This window comes from Desulfosporomusa polytropa, assembly GCF_055380075.1.
In genome coordinates, this window is sequence record NZ_AP042400.1 from 2,985,064 (window position 1) to 3,007,886 (window position 22,823).

Below are 22,823 nucleotides of genomic sequence, written 5' to 3' on the forward strand. Positions count from 1 at the left end.
AAAGCGGAAGTTAAACGCTAGTGGTGTAGCGTTGTCAATGCACCACCTATCTATGCCTGCAAACTTCTTTACCGCCGATTATATATATACTTTTTGGTTCCGGCGGCAATAGCGCTTAAAAATGCCGAGCGTATCGGCTTAATCGCCATAAATGCCTTGACAGGAGCGGACCTTTCAATAACTGCGGCAATACGTCCCAACGCCCGGTGGCTAAGTCGTGAGGGGTCGTCAAAGAGAAAGTTGCTTAGTTTACCTCTTTCAATAGCCATAGTTACCATGCGATCAAAGGTTGTCTCAGGAACCAGGACTTGCTGTTCGCGACTACTCATGCTAATACAACCACGCTTACAGGCCGAGTAGCATACCCCACATCCCAGACAAAGACTAGGTTCACACACGGCTTTAGGCTGTCCGGCGCAGCCTGCCTCAAGGCTGATGGCATCTACCGGGCAAGCCTTGACACACAGTCCGCAGCCAGTACATTTTTCCGCAGTAATCTGAACCATCCAGTTGGAAGTAACAACCGCATTCCTAATATTGAAAGTCTTTATTGCTTGAAACATGCCACAGCAGCAGCCACAGCAATTGCACATGAAGCCAATTGAGTGCTGTACATTGTCGGCGATTTGCGCTAAACCGGCCTGTTTGCATTGTTCAAGTACAGACATAGCCTCACTGACGCTTGACTGTTCGGCTATCCCTTTTTTTATTAGCATATCAGCCCCATTGTTAAAGGTTAGGCAAGTCCTGAGCGGCGCGGCACAGGCCTTGCCCAAATGGCTGGCTTTGTGACGGCAGGCACATAATGATAATCCAACTGTCTTGGCCGACCGAATGACCTGGCTAGCCTTTTCCCAGTCAAGCACCTCAGAGTAATCGTCCAAGGCTTCTTCCCGTATCAGAGCACGCCCTAACTGGGTAGTCTCTTGGAATATGTCGCGAGCAAATTGATCATCCTGCAACATATACTGCTCAAATAGCTGTGCCAGTTCGGCCATGGCCAGGTTATCACGGGTACGCATATAAACGAATTCAAAAAAGCCAATAACCACAGGTGCTAATACCACATGACATTGTCCCTTATATTCAAAATCAAATACCAGGCCCTTTTCAGCCATCACTACTATTTTATCATGCAATTCATCCTCAGGAAGTCCTATTTTTCGTGCCATTGCGGCTACCGAGGTGGGGCGTAGGGGAATCTGCCTGGCAATGGTGGCCTCGCTAGGTGAAAATAGCATTTTCAGTATTTGGATGAATACCGGTGAATACGGCGCACCAGTGATATTTTGGTCTAGCCGTTGCTGCAGCAGTCGGTATTCGCGTTCGCCGTTGACGATATGTCCCAAGACCAGGCCTCCTACCAATTACCCGATTTATATAGTTCCATTAAAGATTTACAGTAACCTTTTTAATCTTTGATAGTCTTCCCAGGTATCAGCATCGTAAAACGGTGCCTGCTCAGGCCAGTTAACCTCCACAACCTGTGCCTGGTTAGCGCGCATGATCTGCCGTCCGCCGGTATCACCGCTCAAAGTAGCCAACGACCCGCGCCAGTAGCCTCCAAATAGTACGGGACTATAGCGTTGTCCCTGATAACAGGGCACAATAATAGCCTTATCACTAGCCGACTGGGTAAATTGATCAATTACACCTGCAATCAGGGCTGGAGATATCAATGGCTGATCACCTAAAAAAAACATAATGCCGGCAAGATCACTGGTTAACTGCTGCACACCCAAGGTAATCGACGCAGCCTGCCCCTGCTGGCGCTTGGAATTATAGATAGAACGAATAGCCTGCGTGTGGCACAGAGCAGCTAGTTCAGCCTCAGGTTCCCCAATAACGGCAATACAATCAGCCCATGGTAATTTGCGCACAGTCCCGAGCACATGGGTTAGCAAGGGCTGCCCCGCCAATGGCAACAACAGTTTTTGCCGGCCCATACGGCTGGCAGTACCTGCTGCCAAAATTACCGCACCAATTCCGTTATTCACAGCACATACACCTCATTTGCCTGCATAGCAGCGCCATAGCCTGTGGCTGCCACTACCCGGTCGATGCCCACATTCGCTAACGTAACATAGCCAGCAATTTGCTTGGCTGCCAGCCTGGCAGCCTTGTCGTCACACCCGCTCAGCAGTAAGACCTTACTCCCCCGAGCATATTGAAAAATGCCCTGCTGATGCACAGCCAGCCGGGCTATATCCAGCCAGGTGATTACTTCTCCCGGCTGTTTCTTAATTCTACAAGTCACCAAATCCAAACGATGGGTATTTCCTTCCGATAACGGCTGGCCCAGGGCACTTAGATTTACTATGCCGACAGTTCTAGTAGTACTGGCAGGTATAACCGGTTCCTGCTCAGACGGGGCTTTGACGAGACAACCGCGTGCCCCATCTGCTTCGACCAAAATATAGGCAGCAGGCAGCAAGGCAGCCAGCTTATCCACCCAGTCTGGTGGTATACCAATGACTTTTTCGCCGGCTTGCCTGTTAAACCACGCCACCTGATGCTGCTCTGCCAAGATGTGCATAACCTGCGCCACCCCAGCGCCATAGTTATCATTCACCACCAACGGATAATCAGTTACCTGGCGATAAAACATCTTAGTTGTGGTTGTAATCACAATAGGCCCTCCCAGGCAAGCAGCGGCCAGTGATTGCACTAAGGATGTCTTCCCCCCCGCACCAACACAAGCCACTACCTCAGGCTGTTTTAGCCCTACTGCATCCAGCAACATAATATCTACCCCCTAGCTTCCAGTACCCCGCCGCCAACGGTTTATATCAAAGTAAAGGCGGCAACCATACATGTGGTTGTCGCCTTTATTGTTTCGCTATTTAACCAATATATTCCTGCTTCCCAATAGCAGCTTCACCTGGTTTATCGGTACCATTCAAGACAGCGTTCAAAATGATAGCAGCCACACTACCGGCGGTAATGCCGCTATGGAGAATAACCTGTGCCCAGCTAGGGAAGTTTTGATAAAAGTTGGGAACTGCCAGTGTAATCATACCCACACCGATACTGACAGCAACTACCATGATATTGTGAGTACCGTCAAATTGAACCTTGGATAAGGTTTTAATCCCACTGGCAGCTACCATACCAAACATGGCAATACCTGCGCCACCCAGGACTGGATTCGGAATGGCCGCAATAACCGCAGCCGCCTTAGGAAATAAGCCCAAAGCTATCAAGATGACACCGGCTGCTGCTACCACAAACCGGCTTTTAACCCTAGTCAAACCAACCAAACCGACATTTTGCGCAAAAGCAGTGTAAGGGAAGCTGTTCAAGATACCTCCCAGAATAGTGGAAAAACCATCCGCGCGGAGGCCCCGGGTCAAATCTTTTTGCGTAACAGGCTTATTAATAATCTCACCAATAGCAATACAGTCGCCTGTCGTTTCGGTCATAACTACCAGCATAACCAGTATCATGGCGAGAATGGAGGCCAGATCAAAGGTTGGCATTCCAAAAGCAAAAGGAGTGGTAACTCCCATCCACGCAGCGGTAGAAACCTGCGAAAAGTTAACCATACCTAAGGGAATAGCAATCAGCGTACCTACAATTAATCCCAATAGAACGGCAATATTGCTCAAAAATCCTTTAAAATAGCGATAGAAAAACAACACAAGTATCAAGGTGATAAGTGCCATACAGATATAGGGAAAGGCTGCGAAATCTTTGGCTGCCGGATTACCGCCAGCTGCCCAGCGAACAGCTACCGGCATAAGCGTGACACCAATGATGGTTATAATAGTGCCAGTCACGACCGGCGGGAAGAAACGAATAAGGCGACTAAAATAAGGGCTCATTAAATACGTGACAAGACCGGCGACCATAATGGATCCATAAATGCCTGTCAGTCCATGGGTCTTGCCAATAATAATCATCGGCGTTACTGCCGCAAAGGTTACCCCTTGAATAACAGGCATCTGAATACCCATGTTTCCAAAACCAATGGTCTGAATCAGGGTCGCAATACCACAGGTAAACAAGTCGGCATTAATCAGGTAAATCAGCTGTTCTTTGCTTAAGCCCAACGCATTGGCAATAATGAGCGGCACAGCCACAGCGCCAGCGTACATAGCCAATACGTGCTGCAAGCCGTAGGTAAACAGCTGGCCTAACGGCAGCATTTGATCTACTGGATGTTTTGATTGGTCCTCTTGCATAACATTTTTCTCCTCCTTCTATTCTTGGGGGATTGACGATTATTCAGGTCTTACTTGCGTTTCATCCCCATAAACACCTTTTCCGGAGTAATTGGTAAATGAGTAACGCTGACGCCCACGGCATTCGCAACAGCATGCGCTATCGCCGGCGATGGCGTATTAATAACTGCCTCGCCAATTGATTTAGCCCCAAACGGGCCTGTTGGTTCATAGCTTTCTTCAAAAGCCACGGTAATCCTGCCCACATCCTTCCGGCAGGGAATCTTATATTGCATAAAGTTGTTAGTCTGCAGCTGGCCGCCTTTGTCATAACGAACTTCTTCGTACATAGCCATACCAATCCCCTGGGCGATCCCGCCTTCTACTTGGATTTTTACCAGGTTGGCATTCAGCACAGTACCACAATCTACAACCGCTACATATTCAATCGGCTTAATTTTCCCGGTTTCCGGGTCGACTTCTACCTCCACAAACCCAGCAATGAAGGGTGGCGGTGATATCGGTGAGCCATAGGTTGCATTGCCGACTAACTGGCTCTTGTCAGTTCCCACGACCAGTGCTTCTGCCAGCTTTCTGAGACTAATCACCTTACTGCCGTTAAGCGCCGTAATTGTTTGGCCATCAAATTCAATTTGTTCAGGGGTTACACCTAGCACTTTGGCACTATGGGCGATAATTTGTTCTTTCAAGTCTTCAGCAGCCTGCAGCACGGCCATACCGGTAACATAGGCGGTGCTGGAGGCATAGGAACCGGGATCATAGGGTGAGACATCAGTATCTGCCGCATGAACAATAATTTCCTCTGGCGGTGTATCAAGCACTTCGGCGGCAACCTGGGCCAGCATAGTATCACTGCCTGTGCCCATATCAGTGGAACCGATAAGCAAGACATAGTGACCATCTTCATTCAGACGAATGGCTGCCGACGACGTATCAATACCGGCAATGCCTGAGCCTTGCATAGTTACAGCCATGCCAACAGCACGTATCTTGCCATTTGGCAGCTCCCGGCGGGGATATTTATCCTGCCAGCCAATCAACTCTTTACCTTTTTGAATACAACTCTCTAAGGCCGAACTGCCAAGCACATTGCCGTGATAAGCAAGCGCGGTTTCACCTGCTTTGATTATATTTTTAAGTCTAAGTTCAGCTGGATCCATATTGAGTTTGGCCGCCAATTTGTTGACTGTCGATTCCAGCGCAAAGGTTCCCTGCGTAGCGCCATAGCCTCTGAGCGCCCCTGCCGGCGTTTTGTTCGTATACACGGCATGGCCGTAATAGCGAACAGCTCTGGTCTTATTATAAAGTGGCAGCGTTTTATCGCCACATACCATAAAGGTAGTTGACGCATGTTCACCATACGCCCCTGTATCTGATAAATTCTCAATATCAATAGCGCGGATAAAACCGTCCTTATCTGCCCCTAATCTGACTGTCAGCCGCATAGCATGGCGACTGGTAGTACAGCTGAAGGTCTCGTTACGGCTATAGATAAACATGGCAGGCTTACCAGTCTTAAGGGTAACCAGCCCGGCAAATACCTCACCTGAACCGGTTTGTTTGCCGCCAAAGCCACCGCCAATCCGAGGTTTAACAACCCGCACTTTCGTGGCAGGCAATTCCAAGGCCCGCGCCACCTGGCGTTTAATATGGAAAGGGACTTGCGTGGAACTTACCACTACCAGACGACTATTATGGTCAAGATAGGTGAATGCACGAAAGGTTTCCATCATTGCCGGTGCCTGCGCCTGTGTATAGTAGGTTTCTTCAATAACAATATCGCAATTTTTCAATTCCTGTTCGACATCACCTACTGCTAAGGTATGGGAGGAGCAAATATTGCGGCCTTTTTCCATGCCAATATCAAAATTGCAGGAAAGGTCAGCTTCCGGATGAACGACTGAGGCATGATCAATGGCCTGCTCAAAGTCAAGTACTGGTTCAAACACCTCATAGGCAACTTTGATTAGCTTCATCGCAGTGTTAGCAGCCCGTTCACTGGTAGCAGCAACTATGGCTACCTCATCACCAACATACCGGACAATGGGGTCAAGAATCAATCGGTCATAGGGCGATGGTTCCGGATAGGACTGGCCAGCCAGCGTAAAGCGCACTTTAGGGACATCTTTATAGGTAAGGATACATTCTACCCCTTTACTATTACGCGCTTTCGTTGTATCAATCGACTTGATTCTGGCAAATGCATGCGGACTGCGCAAGATCTTTACCACCAGCGCATTGGCTGGTGCCAAATCTTCGGTATATACAGGCTTACCTGTGCAAATAGCAATCGCATCGGTTTTGGGCAAAGCTTGGCCTACATATTTCATCATTCTATCACCCCCAGGTATTTCTTGATTGCCCTGAGCTGTCCCTGATAACCGGTACAGCGGCACAGGTTACCAGTCAAATAGTGAACAATGTCAGCCTCGGTGGGATTAACTAGTTCCCGTTTCATTGCCAGTACTGTCAAGATAAAGCCAGGACTGCAGTAACCGCATTGGTCAGCTCCTTCTGTCGCCAGAACGCCGGCAAATTCCTCAGCCTCATGCCTCAGCCCCTCAATGGTGGTGATATGCTGGCCATTCGCGCGAAAGGATAAGGTAGCGCAGGACAATGTCGGTTTACCATTTAACCAGATAGTACATAAGCCGCAACAAGAAGTGTCACAGCCTCTTCTTACACTATATAAGCCCTGCTCACGCAGCGTATCAACAAGGAAATCGTCAGGCTGAACGTCCAGGATAACCTGCCGATGATTGATGATGACTGTTATCTGCATGCTACCACCTCCGTAATAGCCCGTTTAATCAACGTTTCGGCTACCGCCTGGCGGTATGCCGCCGAAGCGCGCTGATTATCACCAAATGGCAATTCGCCGGCTGCCGTTTGCGCCGCCTGTTCCACGATCACGGCGGTCATATCATTACCGGCCTGTCCCAACAGTGTCGCCGCCTGAATAGCCAATTTAGCGCGAGTAGGTCTGGCTCCAACGGCAATTTTCCATTCACCGTCAAGCTGAGATACAGCCACTGTCAACAGGGGATAATCACTGGCTGAATTGCGCAACGACTGATAGGCCGCGTGGCCCTTGGTTTTATTAATTATTATTTTTGTCAAAATATCTTTGCTGCGAGGCGTATCCAGAAAAGCCGCTAACGTCATCTGTCCGCCCTTAACTAATTCAACTTCAGTATCAAGCGCCAATAAGGCGGTAATAACATCAGAAAAACCATAACGCATAAAGACTGATGCGCCAACAGTCACAACATTACGAAATTGCACCCCAATAATATTGGCGGCTGCTTTTGGTAATAGGCCGTCGGCATAATTATTCAAAGCTACATTGGTTTCTATATCGCGCAAACTTGTCATAGCACCGATTTCAATCGAACTATCACTGTCTGTAATATATCTCAGGCCAAGTTTGGACAAATCTACTCCGGTATTAATTTTCTGAGAACCCAGTCGCAGATAGGCACAGCCGCCCAGCACGGCATTGCTTTTTTTCTCTTTTAATACTTTATAAGCAGCTTCCAGCGTAGCTGGTTGTGCTACAGTAAGCAATGTAAACAATTTCCAACCTCCATTACCGAACATTCGGCAATTATTTCGCTATTACAGTGCGAATTATAACATAGGAGCTTGCTTATCGAAAAGATGTTATATATATATTGTGTGTATATAGAAAGAAAAATGCCGACCGCTGCAACATTTGCAAACGACCGGCCGATACTTTTACCCCAACAGAAAGTACAACTTTCTTAAAGGCAGGATAAGGGAACATCGACTTGCACTGTCGCCATAGGCTCGGCGCAAGCCGTGTTTTCTTTACACTATCTTTGTCGTCCAATTCTCAACGTTCCATACCACGGTGACCCAGTCCTCGTAAAATTCAGGCTCGTGGGAAACCAAAAGAATGGTGCCTTTAAACTCGATCAGAGCCCGTTTCAGTTCGGCCTTGGCTTCGATATCAAGGTGGTTGGTAGGTTCGTCCAGTATCAACCAGTTAACATCCTTAAGCATCAGCTTACATAGCCGCACTTTGGCATTCTCACCACCGCTTAAAACCATCATCTGGCTGGTAATATGCTCATTGGTCAAACCACAACGTGCCAGCGCAGCCCGCACTTCAAAGTTGGTCAGGCCGGGAAACTCCTCCCACACCTCTTCCATGGCTGTCCGGCTGTTATTACGGCTGGATTCTTGCTCAAAATAACCGGGCTGCAGATAATCCCCCAGTATCACCTTACCGTCAACTGGCTGGATGTAGCCAAGCAGCGTTTTGAGCAATGTTGATTTGCCAAGGCCGTTGACACCTCTGATAGCTACTTTCTGACCACGCTCTAAGGTAATATCCACTGGTTTGGTAAGCGGCTCATCATAGCCTAACACCAAATCCTTGGCCTCAACAACAAAGCGGCTGGGCGTCCGGGCTTCCCGGAACTGGAAAGTAGGTTTCGGTTTCTCCCGTGGCTTTTCCATTATCTCCATTTTATCCAGCCTTTTTTGGCGGCTATTCGCCATGCCCCGAGTAGCCACCCGGGCTTTATTGCGGGCGATGAAGTCCTCCAGGCGATCAACCTCTTGCTGCTGCCGCTCATAGGCCCGATTTTCCTGGCTCTTGCGCATAGCATACATTTGTTCAAATTGCTCATAATCGCCAGTATAGCGGGTAAGAACCGCATTTTCTACATGATAAATAACGTTAACAACTTCATTCAAAAACGGAATGTCATGAGATACCAGGATAAAGCTATTTTCATAGGCTTTAAGGTAGCGCTTCAGCCATTCGATATGTTCAAAGTCAAGATAGTTAGTCGGTTCGTCCAAAATAAGAATAGTCGGATTCTGTAATAACAATTTGGTTAAAAGCACCTTGGTACGCTGGCCGCCGCTTAAATCGGCTACATCGCGATCAAGACCGATATCACCCAAACCTAAGCCATTAGCTACCTCTTCAATTTTGGCATCAAGAATATAGAAGCTGCCATGTTCAAGCATGTCTTGTATCTCGCCGACTTCTTCCATCATTTTATCTAATTCTTCCGGGGTAGCCTCGCCCATTTTATCATATAGGCCCAGCATCTCAGCCTCCATGTCAAACATCTTTTGAAAGGCTTCCCGCAGTACATCCCTGATGGTCTTACCCTTGGTTAGCACCGAGTGCTGATCAAGATAACCGACATTCACGCGGTTAGACCATTCCACTTTACCCTCGTCAGGTGTCAATTGGCCTGTAATGATATTTAAAAAGGTCGATTTTCCTTCACCATTAGCGCCGATCAAACCAACATGCTCGCCTTTTAGGAGGCGGAAAGAAGCCTCTGTAAGAATAGCGCGAGCACCAAAGCCATGTGATACATTTTCAACAGTTAAAACACTCATTTTTTTACTCCTCTTACTTTTAGCAAATACCTTTATATTTTAGCGCAAGGCGGCTAGAGCTGTCAAAACCATTTTCCGATGTGCCTACCTTATATATTCACCTGGAGTTATGCCGACCATTCGCTTGAACGCCTTCGTAAAATGACTTTGGTCGGCAAAGCCGGTGCTCATTGCGGTATCAAGAATGGACCTTCCCTGGGACAATAGTTGTTTAGCCTGGCGAATCCGTACCTGTTGCTGGTAGACATGAGGAGGTATTCCCACAATCTGGCTGAATAAGCGCAACAAATGATAGGGACTGATATGTACAAGTTGCGCAATATCTTCTAATGAAAAACAGGCAGCATAATTGTCTTCAATAAATTTTTGTACCATCCTAATAGTATCATAGTGATGTGAACTGATCTTGACCTTAACTGGAACTTCGACATAGTTTTCTAATAAATAACCTACAACGGTTAGCAGTAATGACTTTTTAATAAATTCTGGTTCATCACTTTCAAGTGTATCATGCAGTTGCCTCAATTGATTATATGCGTCAGTATTGCTAATTACTAGCTGCTTAGATATATAATTATATTCATCACTTAGCAACCCGCTGGCTTGTAATACGTCATTGGAAAGTATCAGCAACCGGTAGGTATGCGGCTGTCTGTTAACAGCACTACAGGAATGCTCACTATTAGGAGGTATTACAAAAATCTGCCCTGGAGTGACCTGATAGCTTTCGCCCTGACAGCTATACAGTCTCACCCCTTGCTCTACCAGGCCAAAACTTAATGTACGGTGGGTGTGACGGGTGAACTCGTGAGTAATCTCCCTGCCATAGACCAGCTCCACTCCTAACGTTTTTCGATAATCCGAAAAATGAATTATTCCGCTATCTGTTTGACGCTTACCCAACCGCTCACCCCCAATAGGCAAAAGCCAACCAGTTTATCATAGCTGGTCGGCTTTTCTTTAGTCTCACTATAACAAATTGCAATCTTGTTGGCAATAGCTACAGTAAAGCTGGCACAAACTTTGCTAATAAATAGAGTTGTTCGTCAGCAAATACCGAATGGGGTAAATCTGCGGGGATTACTGTGACGATACCCTCGCCATAGGCAATTTTGCTATTTTCAATCAGACAATACCCTTTCCCCTTGACTACTTCGTGCAGCTCCCACTTGCCGACATGAATATGACTGCCAATTTCACAGCCTGTATCTATCCGTACCAGATGGCAACTAAATTTATCAGCTGTATCTTTGCCTGTAATCAGATGTTTTAGCGCAACCCCAGTAAATGTAGGGTGGTTATTCCAAGGTAACGAGTCCACCTCATACTCATTAGCGCCAAAAACAACCTTACCCTGCTGAACCTTTTCAATAGTAATACTCATATAATCCATCCCCCTTGTGTAATTGATGCATTACAATCATTACACATCAACCGTCCTTTGTTTTGTACATTATTGCTCATCTTCTCTAGGATGTGTACTTTACAATTAAAGTCTCCACCTATTGCACATTTTTACATATTGGGGTTATAATTTTACATATTGTAAGGAGGGGATATATACATATGTTAGAATTGAATATGGGCGTCATTATTGCCTTTGTGGTCTACCTGAGTGCCATGATGTCAATTGGTATCTACTATTGGCGGCAAGAACAAAAAATGTCAGAGTACATATTAGGCGGCCGCCAGTTAGGTGCCTGGGTTACCTCAATGAGTGCCGAAGCTTCTGATATGAGCGGCTGGATGCTTATGGGCCTGCCAGGTTATGCCTATGTGGCCGGACTTGGCGCAGGCTGGATTGCCTTAGGACTTATTTTAGGAACATGGGCCAACTGGCAATTTATCGCCAAACGACTGCGGAAATACACTGAGATTGCTAATGACTCACTGACGGTCCCTGATTATTTTCAAAACAGATTTCGGGATAATTCCCAAATTCTCCGGGTTATATCAGCGGTATTTATTCTTATTTTCTTCTTGATTTATACGTCTTCAGGCTTTGTCGCCGGTGGAAAATTATTTAACACCGTTTTTGGTATTCCTTATACGTGGGCAATGATTTTAGGCGCTTTTGTCGTAGTTTTTTACACCTTTCTCGGCGGCTTCATGGCTGTCTGCTGGACAGACTTTGTGCAAGGTGTCATGATGTTTTTTGCTATTCTGGCTGTACCGATTACTGCCTCCTTTATGATGGGTGGACCAGCAACTACTGTTGCCGCCCTAGCTACCCTTAATGCCGAGATGTTTAATCCCTTTACCACTCCGGATGGTAAACCTTTGTCGCTTATTGCTATTATTTCCCTTTTGGCTTGGGGACTTGGCTATTTTGGCCAACCACATATTTTGGTTCGCTTCATGGCCATCAAATCATCTTCCCAAATCAAGCACGCTACCAAGATCGCTATGACCTGGGTTATTCTGTCATTAGCAGCCGCCGTGCTTGTCGGTATGGTGGGCCGGGTCTATTTACCAGAACCGCTCACAGGCTCAGCAGTTGAAACTGTGTTCATGGTTATGACTCATGATCTATTTTCCAGTTTCTTTGCCGGTCTTATTCTCTCGGCCGTGTTGGCGGCTGTTATGAGTACCGCTTCTTCCCAGCTATTAGTTACAGCCTCAGCTGTATCACAAGACTTTTATAAAGCCTTAATTAATAAAGATGCCAGTGAAAAACAATTGGTTTGGGTTAGCCGTATGACTGTCATTGGCGTTACCGTTATTGCCGTTCTTATCGGCTTAGACCCCAATAACTTTGTATTAGATATGGTATCTTATGCCTGGGCCGGCTTTGGCGCTGCTTTTGGTCCGGCACTGGTACTATCACTCTTCTGGAACCGTATGACCCGCAATGGTGCCTTAGCAGGCATTATCGTTGGCGGCATTACCGTACTCATCTGGAAACAGCTGGCGCTGTTTGGGCTGTATGAAATTGTACCTGGCTTTATCCTATCCTGTCTGGCTATTTATGTTGTGAGTATGTTGGATACTCCACCAGCGCAGGCGATTCTTGATGAGTTTGAAGAAGTAAATAACAGCAACATCTAGTACCATTAAACCAAAAGCGCGATTGCTTCGTTGAAGCAATCGCGCTTTTGTCCTAGAATAAGAAAGTATTTTTATTACACTACCCTCTGCAAGAAGGCCTTGGTCCGAGGCTGTGACGGCGAACCAAATATCTCGTTCGGCAGCCCTTCTTCAACAATTTCGCCATTGTCCATGAAAATAACCCTGTTAGCTACTTCTCTGGCAAAGGCCATTTCATGGGTGACAACAATCATGGTCATATGCTCTTCGGCCAGCTTGCGCATGGCTTTCAGAACTTCGCCAGTTAGCTCCGGATCAAGCGCTGAGGTTGGTTCATCAAACAGCATGATGTCTGGAGCCATAGCTAACGCCCTGGCAATAGCCACCCGCTGTTTTTGACCACCTGACAGGCATGAAGGATATACATCGCATTTTTCGGCTAGTCCAACCTTCCGCAAAAGCTCCTCGGCCTGCGGCACAATGTCTTCGCGTTTGCTGCCTTTGACGGTAATCGGCGCTTCAATAACATTTTCCAGCACGGTAAGATGGGGGAAAAGGTTAAATTGTTGAAATACCATTCCCATCCGGCGGCAAATCTGTCTGGCTTCGGTTTCAGCGGCGTAGCTGACTTTTCCTTGACCGCCATCTGCCACCAATACATCGCCTTCAATCTCAATAGTGCCTTTATCAATGGTTTCTAAGCGATTCAGACAGCGCAAAAATGTGCTTTTGCCTGAACCGGAGGGACCGATGATGGCAATAACCTCGCCTTTATCCACCGTAAGTGATATGCCTTTTAACACCTCAAGTTGGTTAAACTGCTTATGAATGTTTACTGCTTTAATCATGTTCATTGCCATTTGCTCCTACTCGTCATATACAGCATATTTCTTTTCCAGCTTTTGAAACAACCAGGTAAGTGCCAGGGTCATAATCAGGTAAAATACGGCAGCAACAATAAATGGCATTGTATTAAAATCTCGTTGGACAATGGCTCTAGTTGTCCGCAACAGATCATTCATGGCCAAAACATAGATCAAGGAAGTATCTTTGACCAACGTAATGGTTTCATTGCTCACCGGCGGCAATACCCGCTTAATGACCTGAGGCAAAACAATACGGCGCATGGTTTGTACATAGCTCATGCCCAACACCTTGGCTCCTTCATACTGACCACGATCAATGGACTGAATACCTGCCCGGAATATTTCAGCAAAATAAGCAGCATAGTTTAGCGCAAAGGCCAATAAGGCCGCCGGAAAATCAGGCAGCCTTATGCCAACATACGGCAAAAACGGCAGCCCAAAATAGATAAATAACAGTTGCAGCATCAAGGGTGTTCCCCGAAACAACCAAATATAGACGCCAACTGCACTGCTCAAGGCCTTAAACCGAGAAATACGGGCTAAGGCCAGCAATAATCCCAGTGGCAATGCAAGAACAATAGTGGCAAAAAACATTTGCAGCGTTACTACCGTGCCTTCTAGCAGCGGCGGCAAAATTCCTATTACATAGTCCATTTATGTCTTCCTTATTTTACAATATCTTCGCCAAACCATTTCTGAGAAATCTTGGCGGATGTGCCGTCTTTCTTCATTTCATCCAACGCTTTTTGCAGTTTGCCTAACAGGTCTTTGTCGTCTTTGCGTAAGCCTACGCCATATTCCTCTGAGCCGAAGTTATCTTTCAAAATGGTAAATTCACCCGGCTTTTTAGCTATGTAATAACGGCCAACAATTTCATCTACAACAACAGCATCCAGACGACCGGTTTTTAAATCCATAAAAGCTGCTACATTGTCGCCAAACTTCTTGAGTTCCTTAAAAGACTTCAGCGTGGCAGCATCTTTTTCAATAGCTTCAATACTGCTGCTGCCGTCCTGAGTCCCCACTACCTTGCCTGCCAAATCAGCCTTAGTCTTAATCGGTGAATTAGCGGCTACAACGATAATTTGGCGATTTTCCATATAAGCATTGGAAAAGAGGATATTTTCTTTGCGCTTTTCGGTAATCGTCAGACCGTTCCACAGCACATCAACCCGTTTACCGCTCAATTCTGCTTCTTTACTGTTCCAATCGATAGGCTTAAATTCAACCTCTACGCCCATACGCTTGGTAGCTTCTTTCGCCATATCTACGTCAAAACCAATAATGTTGTTTTTATCATCCCGGAAACCCATGGGCGGAAAATTGTCATCAAGACCAACCACGACTTTTTTCTTGTCAGCGCCGCCGCATCCGGCCACCAACATGCCTGTCACCAATAACACTAACATGGCTGCTACTAATTTTCTCACTCTGAACTCCTCCACTCTCCCTAAAATCTATTTCCATTTTACTTTAACACATTAAAGTTTGGAAGTAATAAAAAGCGCTGTTTTAGCAAATGGTCTAGTATTTGTATGAAAAAGCTTGCCTTTACGGCTTAAATCTCAGTATATTGTTCTTTTGACAAATACTAAATCGGTACAGCCGCTTCACAGGGTACCCCGGTCTGGCACTTACCACAGCCATAGCGTGGTTTAAACCGCAATGCCGTGCCATCAACAAACTTAGCACAAATATCATTATTTTTGCCACTATCGTCAATGGCTCGGGCTGGGCAGCGTTTTATACAGGCACCACATTTGCTGCAATACTCGTCATATGTCTGGTAAGCGCGCAGTGAGGGCGTAATATTCGTCGTGACGATAACACTGCCCAACCGCCCGGCCGCACCGGCCCTGGTGATAAATGACCTATTCAGGCTAAAGGTACCCAAACCAGCCACATAGGCAACATGCCGTTCTGACCAGTTGCTTTTGCGGCTGACTACAGCAAACCGTTCATCAAGCCCTGGCGCTATAGCCTGATAGCCTGCTGCCTGAAACCACTCTACTAAAAACTTGCGTAAGGCATTGTTGACCATTTCACCTTCAATTCGCGCATACAGCCACTCAGTAGCTGGCAGCTCACCCTGCCGATTGGCTTCCCGTACAGCTTGGCTAAAAGGTAAAAACCAAGAAATCACCGACTGCGCCGCCGGCAGCCATTTACGCGGCGTCAAGTGATGGGGACCGACAATATTATCTGCCTTTAACGTCTCAAACAAACCATCCTCAGCACTAGCCACACCTATCAGCGGCCTATCATAGATTTTATCCAGTTCAATTTCCGGCACAACATTAAGCGGTGTTCTGATAATAAATTCAGTCACGGCTTGCTCAATTGTCTGTAGTTCCAATTTTCTTCCTCCCTTTGCTTTTAGCCATATAATATACTTTCTAAGTGTTCATTAATATCTTAAGCATCTTTTTCCTGTTATTAATAAATTCACGCATAATCGTATAATGTTCTGTTTGTTCATATTCACCCTGTACAATTCTTTTATCATATTAACTAGAATTGTCCGCAACATTACGATACAGATAACCTACAACCGGAACCTAAAAGGTCCCGGTTGTAGGTCGTATTGCTTATAGAACATTTCACAGACGAATAAATGCTGATTACTTAGCTGGTTCGATCGTAATCTTCTTGATAACAACATCTTCTGCCGGTTTATCCTGCGCGCCTGTCTTGACTTTACCAATGGCCTGAACAACATCCATCCCTTCAATTACCTTGCCAAATACAGCATGTTTGTTATCCAGCCAAGGGGTCGCTTTCAGTGTTATGAAAAATTGAGAACCGCCCGTATTGGGACCGGCGTTGGCCATGGAAATAACGCCTTCGGCATGCTTAAGGTCAGGGTGAAACTCGTCAGGAATGGTATAGCCGGGGCCGCCTGTGCCATTTCCCTTGGGGTCGCCGCCCTGGATCATAAAGTCAGCGATAACCCGATGAAAAATCAATCCATTATAAAACCCTTTATCAGCAAGAGTAATAAAGTTCTTGCTAGTCTGCGGCGCTTTATCTTCAAACAATTCTATGCGGAAATTACCTTTCGAGGTTTCAAACAGCGCTACACTATTTTTCGTAGTAACTACAGCTGTTTGTGTTTGCTTAGGAGTGTTCTCCGTTTGTTTGGGCTGACTGGTGTTGCTGCTGGCACAGCCTGCCGTTGAAAGCACCACTAATGTTAGCAGCAAAATAAAAGTCGTTACATATTTTTTCATAAAATCAACTCTTTTCTTCATTTGTTATCCAAATATTAGTATACCACAAACGATACTATAGATTAAATCGATTTTACCGTTTGCAACATTTTTCCGTATTTTATTCGCCACCAGGAAATGGCTCTGGCCGAATCAATCTCCTCGCGAATTTTATCCTGATCTGGCGGTAGGAGCCCTTGCTTTGTTAAATGCGCCTCAGTGTAATTGTCGTCGGCTTTACCCACATAACCAGGCGTAATCCAGAACCCATAGTTCATACCAAAGTCATTGCCGTTGGTCAGACTACGGCCCACAGAATAATACTCAAAACCGCTTGGGGCGACAAGTTCCAGCAAGGTGGGTGTAACATTAATATGACTGCCTGCCGTTTGCTCTGGCAAAGACTCTTTATTGATGTTTTTGCCACAAACAATAAAGGGAATCGCATACCGCTCAAACAAGGCTGGGTTTGTCTCCACATTGACTCTATCAGCATGATCACCCACAATGACAAACAAACTGTCAGGGTACTGCTGGCGGGCCGCTTTAACAAATTGGGCTAACATTTTGTCAGCATACCAGAAATGCCCCAATTTCTTAATAAGCTCCTGGTCATCCTTAAACTTGTCAGGCAGCCCGTCAATAACAATACTAGGGTCAAAACCTGCCTTGGCCAAATCGACCGTATAGGGTGAATGATTGGATACTGTAAGAATAACATGAAAACCAGGTTTATCATCCTTTACCTGTCCCAGCACGGCTTTATACAAATCGGCATCATCAACGCCCCAGACGTTGCCGCCTTGGCTAGCAAAATCGCCCATACCATAGAAGGACTCAAAGCCCTGCGCTAACGTAAAATCCTTGATTTTTTCCCAGGAAGCAGGCCCGGAATACCAAAAATCGGAGGTATAGCCCAACCGCTTCATCTGCGGCGCCAACGCCGTAGCATAGGGTTCTTTATACGACTCTGGCAGGTAGTTCAGATACAGGTTAGCCTCAGCCAAACCAGTAATTACACCCATTACGCCAGAAATGGTACTCATACCATTTGGTAAAAAATTGGGTACATAAGCGGTGTCTTCTTGCGCAATAAGTTCCTTCATGCCACCTGCAATAGTAAGGCTGCTATACTGAGGTAGTAAAGGCCAATTGGCATAACTTTCGGCAATGATGAGAAATACCTGTTTAGGCGGCACAGCTGTTCCCACTACTACCTTTTTACGTAAAAAGTCGTCCAAATTCACCGAATTCACTGGAGTCCCTGCCAGGTAATTGCCATAATCATTCAACCGTGCCGGCTCCATATCCAGGCCGGTAGAGGAACAGACCCGTTCATGTAATACATAAGCCCGGTACAGGGCCTGCACATCATCCAAGATAGCTTCATTTAGCAACTGGTCTTTAGTAATCCCAGAATTTTCCCAGTCGATGTTATAGGCATAGGTCATTGTCCCACCAAAACGAATGAAAATGGCTACATAAAAAATGACCACAAGCAGGGCCGCACGTAGAACAATATTTTGATACCATTTGGATAAGCGGGGAAACCGGAAGGTTTTAACAGCCAACCACCGCCGCAATAGTTTGCATAATACAAATGCTGTCACACTCGCCATAAGAATTCTAACAGGCAAATTGTACTGCTCAACAATAGTATGCAAAATGGCTGTCATGTCATCATTTACCGTATTGAATAATAATTGATTAAAGGCCATGCGGAATTCCTGATAATACGGGATCCGCGCATGAAATAAAAAACTGAGCAGGGTAACGTAAATAACTCCCAGATAGAAGCGAATATGGCTGAGTCTTTTCCAGGGAAGAAGCAAGCGAAAACCCGTACAGCAAACAAGTGGCACCATTACCAACAGTCCAGCGCTTTTTAAACTGATTCTAAACCCATAATATAAGGCTGCGCCAATGTCGCTCATTGTTACAGCTTCACTCAGAAAGGAATGCAGCACAATGATAAAACCCATGCGAAACAGGCAGAATACTCCCAGTATAAAAATAAAGAGTTTGCAATCTTGCTGCAACTCAACATAGAATTCGTCCCAGCTAACCAGTTTTATGATAAACCCAACCTTTCCCACCATGAAGCAAACTATTGATTTAACTAAAGTTAAAGTCTCGGTAGATTTCTACTTTATTTGCTAAAATCCTGCTACAATCAGCAAAGTTTTTTATCTAAGATACTGTCTTACGTTGAGTCAATGGAATACAAGGAGAGGGGTTTTACTTTTGGCATTGCCCCAAGAGTAACAAAAGGTCTAGGCCCTAAGCCTCCAAAAGCTGAAAAGCCGGGCGATATTCCTAAAATCCGTAAACTCGCTGCGCTCAAACAGTACGGATTTTTTTACGGAATACCGCCCGGCTTTTCTCCTGCGGATCGCTTTTTCCGGCAAAGGCCGCGGGAGTACGGGGATACCACTTTGGAGACACAATTTCTGGAATTACAAAACCTGATCCCTTGCAATTACGATACCGTTAACCCCTTTGCGTACTTTGAGTACTTTGCGGTAACAATCCTTAAGATAGGTTTGGTTTTTGGCTACGGGGTTAAGTTTGTTAAACCACAAAGGACACAATGAGCGCAACCGGACGATATTTTTAAAATTAGCTAATCAGCCATAAACTGTCACGGTTGTTATCCTCGATTTTTGCAGACAATAACAAATAAATAATTAAACTTTGGCATAGAAAGGAGCACATTATGAAGCACACCAGCCGTAGAAAAAATGCTAAACGCAAGTACAAACGTCTAGTGATTGCCCTTGCCGGTGCTGCTGTTATCACCTCGGCTTTGCTGCCCGGACTCCCCTTCTCCAAGGCTCATGCCGCAGAAAACACGACAATCTCGGCTCCGTCGCCTGACACTTCGGCCAGTCCTCCCACGGAAGGCCAGCACGCCGATACCAAAGATACCACAGAAACTACTAAAGAAAATGCCCAAAATCGTGACCGTGATCAAGAACGTCATGCTGAGCAGCAGTCTGCTTCACCACTAGCCGCTGTTAAGGCAGCGGCGACTGCCTATGGCTTCGATGCCAAGCAGGACAGTTTTTCACTACAATGGCAAAGTTCGACAGAAGCTGTGGTCATGGTTCGCACAGACAATGGCAAAACCTTCAAAGTTCGTCTAAGCATGGCAGCTGGCAACTGGAAAATTGATGGCGTGACAACGGTCATTACCGGCGGCCATGGTGATGATGTTATCCATTTAAGTGATCCGGTCGATGTTGTAAAGGCCAATGCGGCTACCTTCGGCTTTGATACTTCCAATGATAGGTTCACGCTATTGTCAATAACTGGCAGCAAAGCCATTGTCCAAGTAAAAACCAGTGGTCAAACCTTCAAAGTTGATCTGGAAAAAGGCGGCGACAAATGGATTGTCACTACAATTCGCGGCATCGGCAACAGCAACTACCCTGCCACTTATCGTCCAGCCAGTCTCTATGGCTATCGAACGCTGGGAGCGGTGACAACTATTCCTGCTCGAACATTGTATAGTAACACTACCTTTACCGATTGGACATGGCACGAAAGTAACTACCCCGCAGATATGCAAGTCGGCATTCTGCTCTCCAAACCTGAATCAGCTGCTATTGCAGACATTCCGGCTATCATTGTCGATAAGGTGGAACCTATTGATTTTGAACGGCAACTTGTACTCTTCACCCATATCGGCTCTGTGGATAGCAAAGGCTATGGTATTGGCATTGAAAAAGTTGTACAAACAGGCAATGACCTGACTGTCACCATCAGAATGAAAAGCCCGCTGGAAAACCACCGACTAGCGCCAACTAAAACCAATGACGTCATTCCCCTTGACCGCTTGACATTAAACTTTGGCAATCCTATTCATATTCAATTTGTAGACCAAAATGGCACTACCTTGAGTAACTATACCTTATACAAAAAATAAAAAGACTTGGCTTGTGGCAAGTCCGTCAGGACGGTCGAATTGCTATGCCATCCATGGCGCAACCGGCACTAGCGCCCCATCCGGGCGCATCGCCGGCCGAAGCCGCCTGTGCCCTTCTTTAGGAGTATAGACGTTCAATCCAGGGAAAGTTATTCTATCTGGACGAAAAATAGATTGCCTTTCTGCGCATCATAGCACACAGAGAGGCAATCTATTTTCACGCTCAGGACATCCAAATGTATACTGCCATTTTTTTCGAAAACTCAATTTCCTCAACCCTTGGGCAAACATTCGTTCAATAAAAACTTTTAGCATACTGGATATGTTGGCATATTTTAGCGGTGTGGCTAAAACCAGAATATCTGTTTCTTGACTCAGAGACAGTATTTCCGCCATATCATCATGAATTACGCACTGCCCGGGAGTGCCAAACCAACAGGTATGACAAGCTCTACAATGGTTGATCTCCTTTTCCGCCAGATGTTAACTGTTTCTGCGCCTGCCGCCTGTGCGCCTTTTAAAAAGGCGGCCACCATTAGATTGGTATTGCCATCTTTACCTTTAGGACTTCCATTTATAACTGTAATCTTCATTTCTCTTTCCTCCCTTAATAAAATATCCCGACCTTTGCTTTTTGCTCTATGTCTGCTGCGAAAAGAGGGGTCTCACTGATGAAATGTTCGTGCGTCGGATCAGAATCACTAGACGGAAGATTCTGAAGCATTGAGAGGAACGTCATATCCGCCGTCTCAGCCGTAACTTTACAGGTCAGCATACATGACTGAGCAGACACAACAGCAATTTTAAGTTCCCAGGTAACTTTGACCAATACCGAAAAAGTTCCATCCGGTCCCCCAATCCACATAACAGAGCTGGATACAGTGCGTACGTGATCACGCTGGGCTAGGTCCTCAATAAAGTTATTCACAATAAAATTACCACCAATTGTTTCGACACTTATCGCTACTCGCTTACCGCTCGGTAGACGGCCTTGCACCATACCGTTGTGTCCGGACGAACATGCTCTGTATTCCTCATCCGTAAGGCTAAAAAACCATTTTGCCAGATTGATCGATTTCAGTGGAACGTTGATTACAGCGTTATTGGTCCCCTGTCCGATAGTTACCATTTGCTGGGTTGCCATTTTCCTTTTCCTCCCCTAATATCGATTCTTATCGCCAGGTTACTTCCAACGGATTCCTATCAACCAGCCTTTGGTAAGTATAGCGGGGATAGCCCACCATCAGCGCGCCAACTATAGTCATGTTTTCCCCGATCTCTAGCAATCGGTACATTTCAGGATAACCAGTAAAACCACATATCTCCAATAAGCCGGCCCAGCAGGTTCCCAGCCCTAAGGTTGGCGCGAATAGTTCAACATAATCCAATGAATGGCGCGCATTGTCCCGTCCGAGGAAATGCTCTTTGGGAGCCATGGCAACAATCAAATGTGGTGCATCTCGCAGGATAACGTCTTGCTTGGTGTTTCGGTAAACGTCCACAGAACCCTTGAACGGCATTACCCAATCCACGTTGTTCCCAATTTGTTCTTCCAGATATTGCACCGTCACCTCAGTTAGCTTTGCCATCAGTTCCCGCTTGGTAACGACTAGGTATGACAGACCCTGGCTATTGCAACCGGATGGTGCAAATCTGGCAATATCCAGCAGTTGCAGCAATAGCTCTTGCGGGACGGCCTCCTGCTTGTAAGAGCGGATCGACCGGCGCGATCTTAAAAAACGGGCAGCAGCAGCCGGGTCCAGCACAGGAAGATCATTTACAGGCACTTGTTTACTAAGTGGTACCTGTGGATGATCTAACGCCCCTTCCGGGCATACCGCAACACAATGCCCACACTTACAGCATACTTCCGGCAAAAGCAGTTCCGGCCCCTGCTGCCGCATTTCAATAATTCCCATAGCCGGGCATATCTCTACGCAAGTACCACATTTGGTACACTTTGCACTAACAGTTAACATTATCAAACCACTCCTTCTAATAATATCAGTCTTTCTATTAATACTTGATATCCTTAGCCTAGATACATAGGCTAATTTCAAAATTACAGTATTATTACCAAAAGAGGATCACCCAAACGGGTGAGATGTGATATTTTCAAAAAAACATCCCTTCAACAGCGCATAAGGATGTTTTCTTAGTTTATCAGCTTTAATTCCTTGGCCTTGGTTACGGCCTGTACTCTCCGGCTCACCTGCAGCAT

The 22,823-nt window shown here is 46.0% G+C and carries 23 protein-coding genes; 3 read left to right on the forward strand and 20 right to left on the reverse strand.

Features of this window, described 5'->3' with window-relative positions; translation table 11 throughout:
- Nucleotides 1–68: 68 nt before the first annotated feature.
- The 10 genes from ACZ449_RS15900 to ACZ449_RS15945 form a co-directional block, all read right to left on the reverse strand.
- A complete protein-coding gene (locus ACZ449_RS15900) occupies nucleotides 69–1,349 on the reverse strand; it encodes a 4Fe-4S binding protein (RefSeq protein ID WP_464257044.1) in 1,281 nt (426 codons plus the stop codon).
- Nucleotides 1,350–1,397: 48 nt separating this feature from the next.
- Nucleotides 1,398–1,997: a nucleotidyltransferase family protein gene (locus ACZ449_RS15905; RefSeq protein ID WP_464257045.1), complete on the reverse strand. Its 600-nt coding sequence runs from the start codon at nucleotides 1,995–1,997 to the stop codon at nucleotides 1,398–1,400.
- Nucleotides 1,994–2,743: a selenium cofactor biosynthesis protein YqeC gene (gene yqeC / locus ACZ449_RS15910; protein WP_464257046.1), complete on the reverse strand. Its 750-nt coding sequence runs from the start codon at nucleotides 2,741–2,743 to the stop codon at nucleotides 1,994–1,996. Before yqeC ends, ACZ449_RS15905 begins: the two co-directional genes overlap by 4 nt.
- Before the next feature lie 100 nt (nucleotides 2,744–2,843).
- On the reverse strand, nucleotides 2,844–4,184 hold the full coding sequence (locus ACZ449_RS15915; protein WP_464257047.1) for a nucleobase:cation symporter-2 family protein: 1,341 nt from the start codon (nucleotides 4,182–4,184) through the stop codon (nucleotides 2,844–2,846).
- Nucleotides 4,185–4,234: 50 nt separating this feature from the next.
- Complete coding sequence (locus ACZ449_RS15920) at nucleotides 4,235–6,517, reverse strand: xanthine dehydrogenase family protein molybdopterin-binding subunit (RefSeq protein WP_464257048.1); 2,283 nt, start codon at nucleotides 6,515–6,517, stop codon at nucleotides 4,235–4,237.
- Entirely contained in the window at nucleotides 6,514–6,966 is a 453-nt protein-coding gene (locus ACZ449_RS15925; RefSeq protein ID WP_464257049.1) for a (2Fe-2S)-binding protein, read from the reverse strand. The genes ACZ449_RS15920 and ACZ449_RS15925 overlap by 4 nt, the downstream gene beginning before the upstream one ends.
- On the reverse strand, nucleotides 6,957–7,760 hold the full coding sequence (locus ACZ449_RS15930; RefSeq protein ID WP_464257050.1) for an FAD binding domain-containing protein: 804 nt from the start codon (nucleotides 7,758–7,760) through the stop codon (nucleotides 6,957–6,959). Before ACZ449_RS15930 ends, ACZ449_RS15925 begins: the two co-directional genes overlap by 10 nt.
- Before the next feature lie 255 nt (nucleotides 7,761–8,015).
- Entirely contained in the window at nucleotides 8,016–9,572 is a 1,557-nt protein-coding gene (abc-f, locus tag ACZ449_RS15935; protein ID WP_464257051.1) for a ribosomal protection-like ABC-F family protein, read from the reverse strand.
- An 84-nt stretch (nucleotides 9,573–9,656) separates the two neighbouring features.
- A complete protein-coding gene (locus ACZ449_RS15940) occupies nucleotides 9,657–10,475 on the reverse strand; it encodes an AraC family ligand binding domain-containing protein (RefSeq protein WP_464257052.1) in 819 nt (272 codons plus the stop codon).
- A gap of 97 nt (nucleotides 10,476–10,572) precedes the next feature.
- Complete coding sequence (locus ACZ449_RS15945; RefSeq protein WP_464257053.1) at nucleotides 10,573–10,956, reverse strand: cupin domain-containing protein; 384 nt, start codon at nucleotides 10,954–10,956, stop codon at nucleotides 10,573–10,575.
- A gap of 182 nt (nucleotides 10,957–11,138) precedes the next feature.
- Between ACZ449_RS15945 and putP the strand changes: the two genes are divergently transcribed.
- On the forward strand, nucleotides 11,139–12,620 hold the full coding sequence (putP, locus tag ACZ449_RS15950; protein ID WP_464257054.1) for a sodium/proline symporter PutP: 1,482 nt from the start codon (nucleotides 11,139–11,141) through the stop codon (nucleotides 12,618–12,620).
- Nucleotides 12,621–12,694: 74 nt separating this feature from the next.
- On the opposite strand, the gene ACZ449_RS15955 is transcribed toward putP, so the two are convergent.
- The 6 genes from ACZ449_RS15955 to ACZ449_RS15980 form a co-directional block, all read right to left on the reverse strand.
- Nucleotides 12,695–13,453 carry an amino acid ABC transporter ATP-binding protein gene (locus ACZ449_RS15955; protein WP_464257055.1) on the reverse strand — a complete coding sequence of 253 codons (759 nt, stop codon included), beginning with the start codon at nucleotides 13,451–13,453 and terminating at the stop codon, nucleotides 12,695–12,697.
- A 12-nt stretch (nucleotides 13,454–13,465) separates the two neighbouring features.
- Nucleotides 13,466–14,119, reverse strand: coding sequence for an amino acid ABC transporter permease (locus ACZ449_RS15960; protein ID WP_464257056.1), 654 nt, complete (start codon nucleotides 14,117–14,119; stop codon nucleotides 13,466–13,468).
- 11 nt (nucleotides 14,120–14,130) lie between these two features.
- The gene (locus tag ACZ449_RS15965) at nucleotides 14,131–14,895 is read right to left on the reverse strand and encodes an amino acid ABC transporter substrate-binding protein (protein ID WP_464257057.1); all 765 of its coding nucleotides are present in this window, start codon (nucleotides 14,893–14,895) and stop codon (nucleotides 14,131–14,133) included.
- 161 nt (nucleotides 14,896–15,056) lie between these two features.
- The gene (locus ACZ449_RS15970; protein WP_464257058.1) at nucleotides 15,057–15,821 is read right to left on the reverse strand and encodes a 4Fe-4S binding protein; all 765 of its coding nucleotides are present in this window, start codon (nucleotides 15,819–15,821) and stop codon (nucleotides 15,057–15,059) included.
- 265 nt (nucleotides 15,822–16,086) lie between these two features.
- Nucleotides 16,087–16,695 carry a peptidylprolyl isomerase gene (locus ACZ449_RS15975; protein ID WP_464257059.1) on the reverse strand — a complete coding sequence of 203 codons (609 nt, stop codon included), beginning with the start codon at nucleotides 16,693–16,695 and terminating at the stop codon, nucleotides 16,087–16,089.
- A 62-nt stretch (nucleotides 16,696–16,757) separates the two neighbouring features.
- Complete coding sequence (locus ACZ449_RS15980; RefSeq protein ID WP_464257060.1) at nucleotides 16,758–18,773, reverse strand: LTA synthase family protein; 2,016 nt, start codon at nucleotides 18,771–18,773, stop codon at nucleotides 16,758–16,760.
- Between the two features lie 117 nt (nucleotides 18,774–18,890).
- On the opposite strand from ACZ449_RS15980, the gene ACZ449_RS15985 reads away from it, so the two are divergent.
- Nucleotides 18,891–19,268, forward strand: a complete 378-nt coding sequence (locus tag ACZ449_RS15985; protein ID WP_464257061.1) for a hypothetical protein — start codon at nucleotides 18,891–18,893, stop codon at nucleotides 19,266–19,268.
- A 122-nt stretch (nucleotides 19,269–19,390) separates the two neighbouring features.
- Nucleotides 19,391–20,602: a hypothetical protein gene (locus tag ACZ449_RS15990; protein WP_464257062.1), complete on the forward strand. Its 1,212-nt coding sequence runs from the start codon at nucleotides 19,391–19,393 to the stop codon at nucleotides 20,600–20,602.
- A 189-nt stretch (nucleotides 20,603–20,791) separates the two neighbouring features.
- Here ACZ449_RS15990 and ACZ449_RS15995 read toward each other — a convergent pair whose 3' ends face one another.
- From ACZ449_RS15995 to ACZ449_RS16010, 4 genes are read right to left on the reverse strand one after another with little or no spacing between them, the layout of a single operon-like run.
- Nucleotides 20,792–21,082, reverse strand: coding sequence for a flavodoxin family protein (locus ACZ449_RS15995; RefSeq protein ID WP_464261887.1), 291 nt, complete (start codon nucleotides 21,080–21,082; stop codon nucleotides 20,792–20,794).
- Nucleotides 21,010–21,195, reverse strand: a complete 186-nt coding sequence (locus ACZ449_RS16000; protein ID WP_464257063.1) for a hypothetical protein — start codon at nucleotides 21,193–21,195, stop codon at nucleotides 21,010–21,012. Before ACZ449_RS16000 ends, ACZ449_RS15995 begins: the two co-directional genes overlap by 73 nt.
- Nucleotides 21,196–21,209: 14 nt before the next feature.
- Complete coding sequence (locus ACZ449_RS16005; RefSeq protein WP_464257064.1) at nucleotides 21,210–21,746, reverse strand: hypothetical protein; 537 nt, start codon at nucleotides 21,744–21,746, stop codon at nucleotides 21,210–21,212.
- Nucleotides 21,747–21,774: 28 nt separating this feature from the next.
- On the reverse strand, nucleotides 21,775–22,581 hold the full coding sequence (locus tag ACZ449_RS16010; RefSeq protein ID WP_464257065.1) for a nitroreductase family protein: 807 nt from the start codon (nucleotides 22,579–22,581) through the stop codon (nucleotides 21,775–21,777).
- Nucleotides 22,582–22,823: the final 242 nt, after the last annotated feature.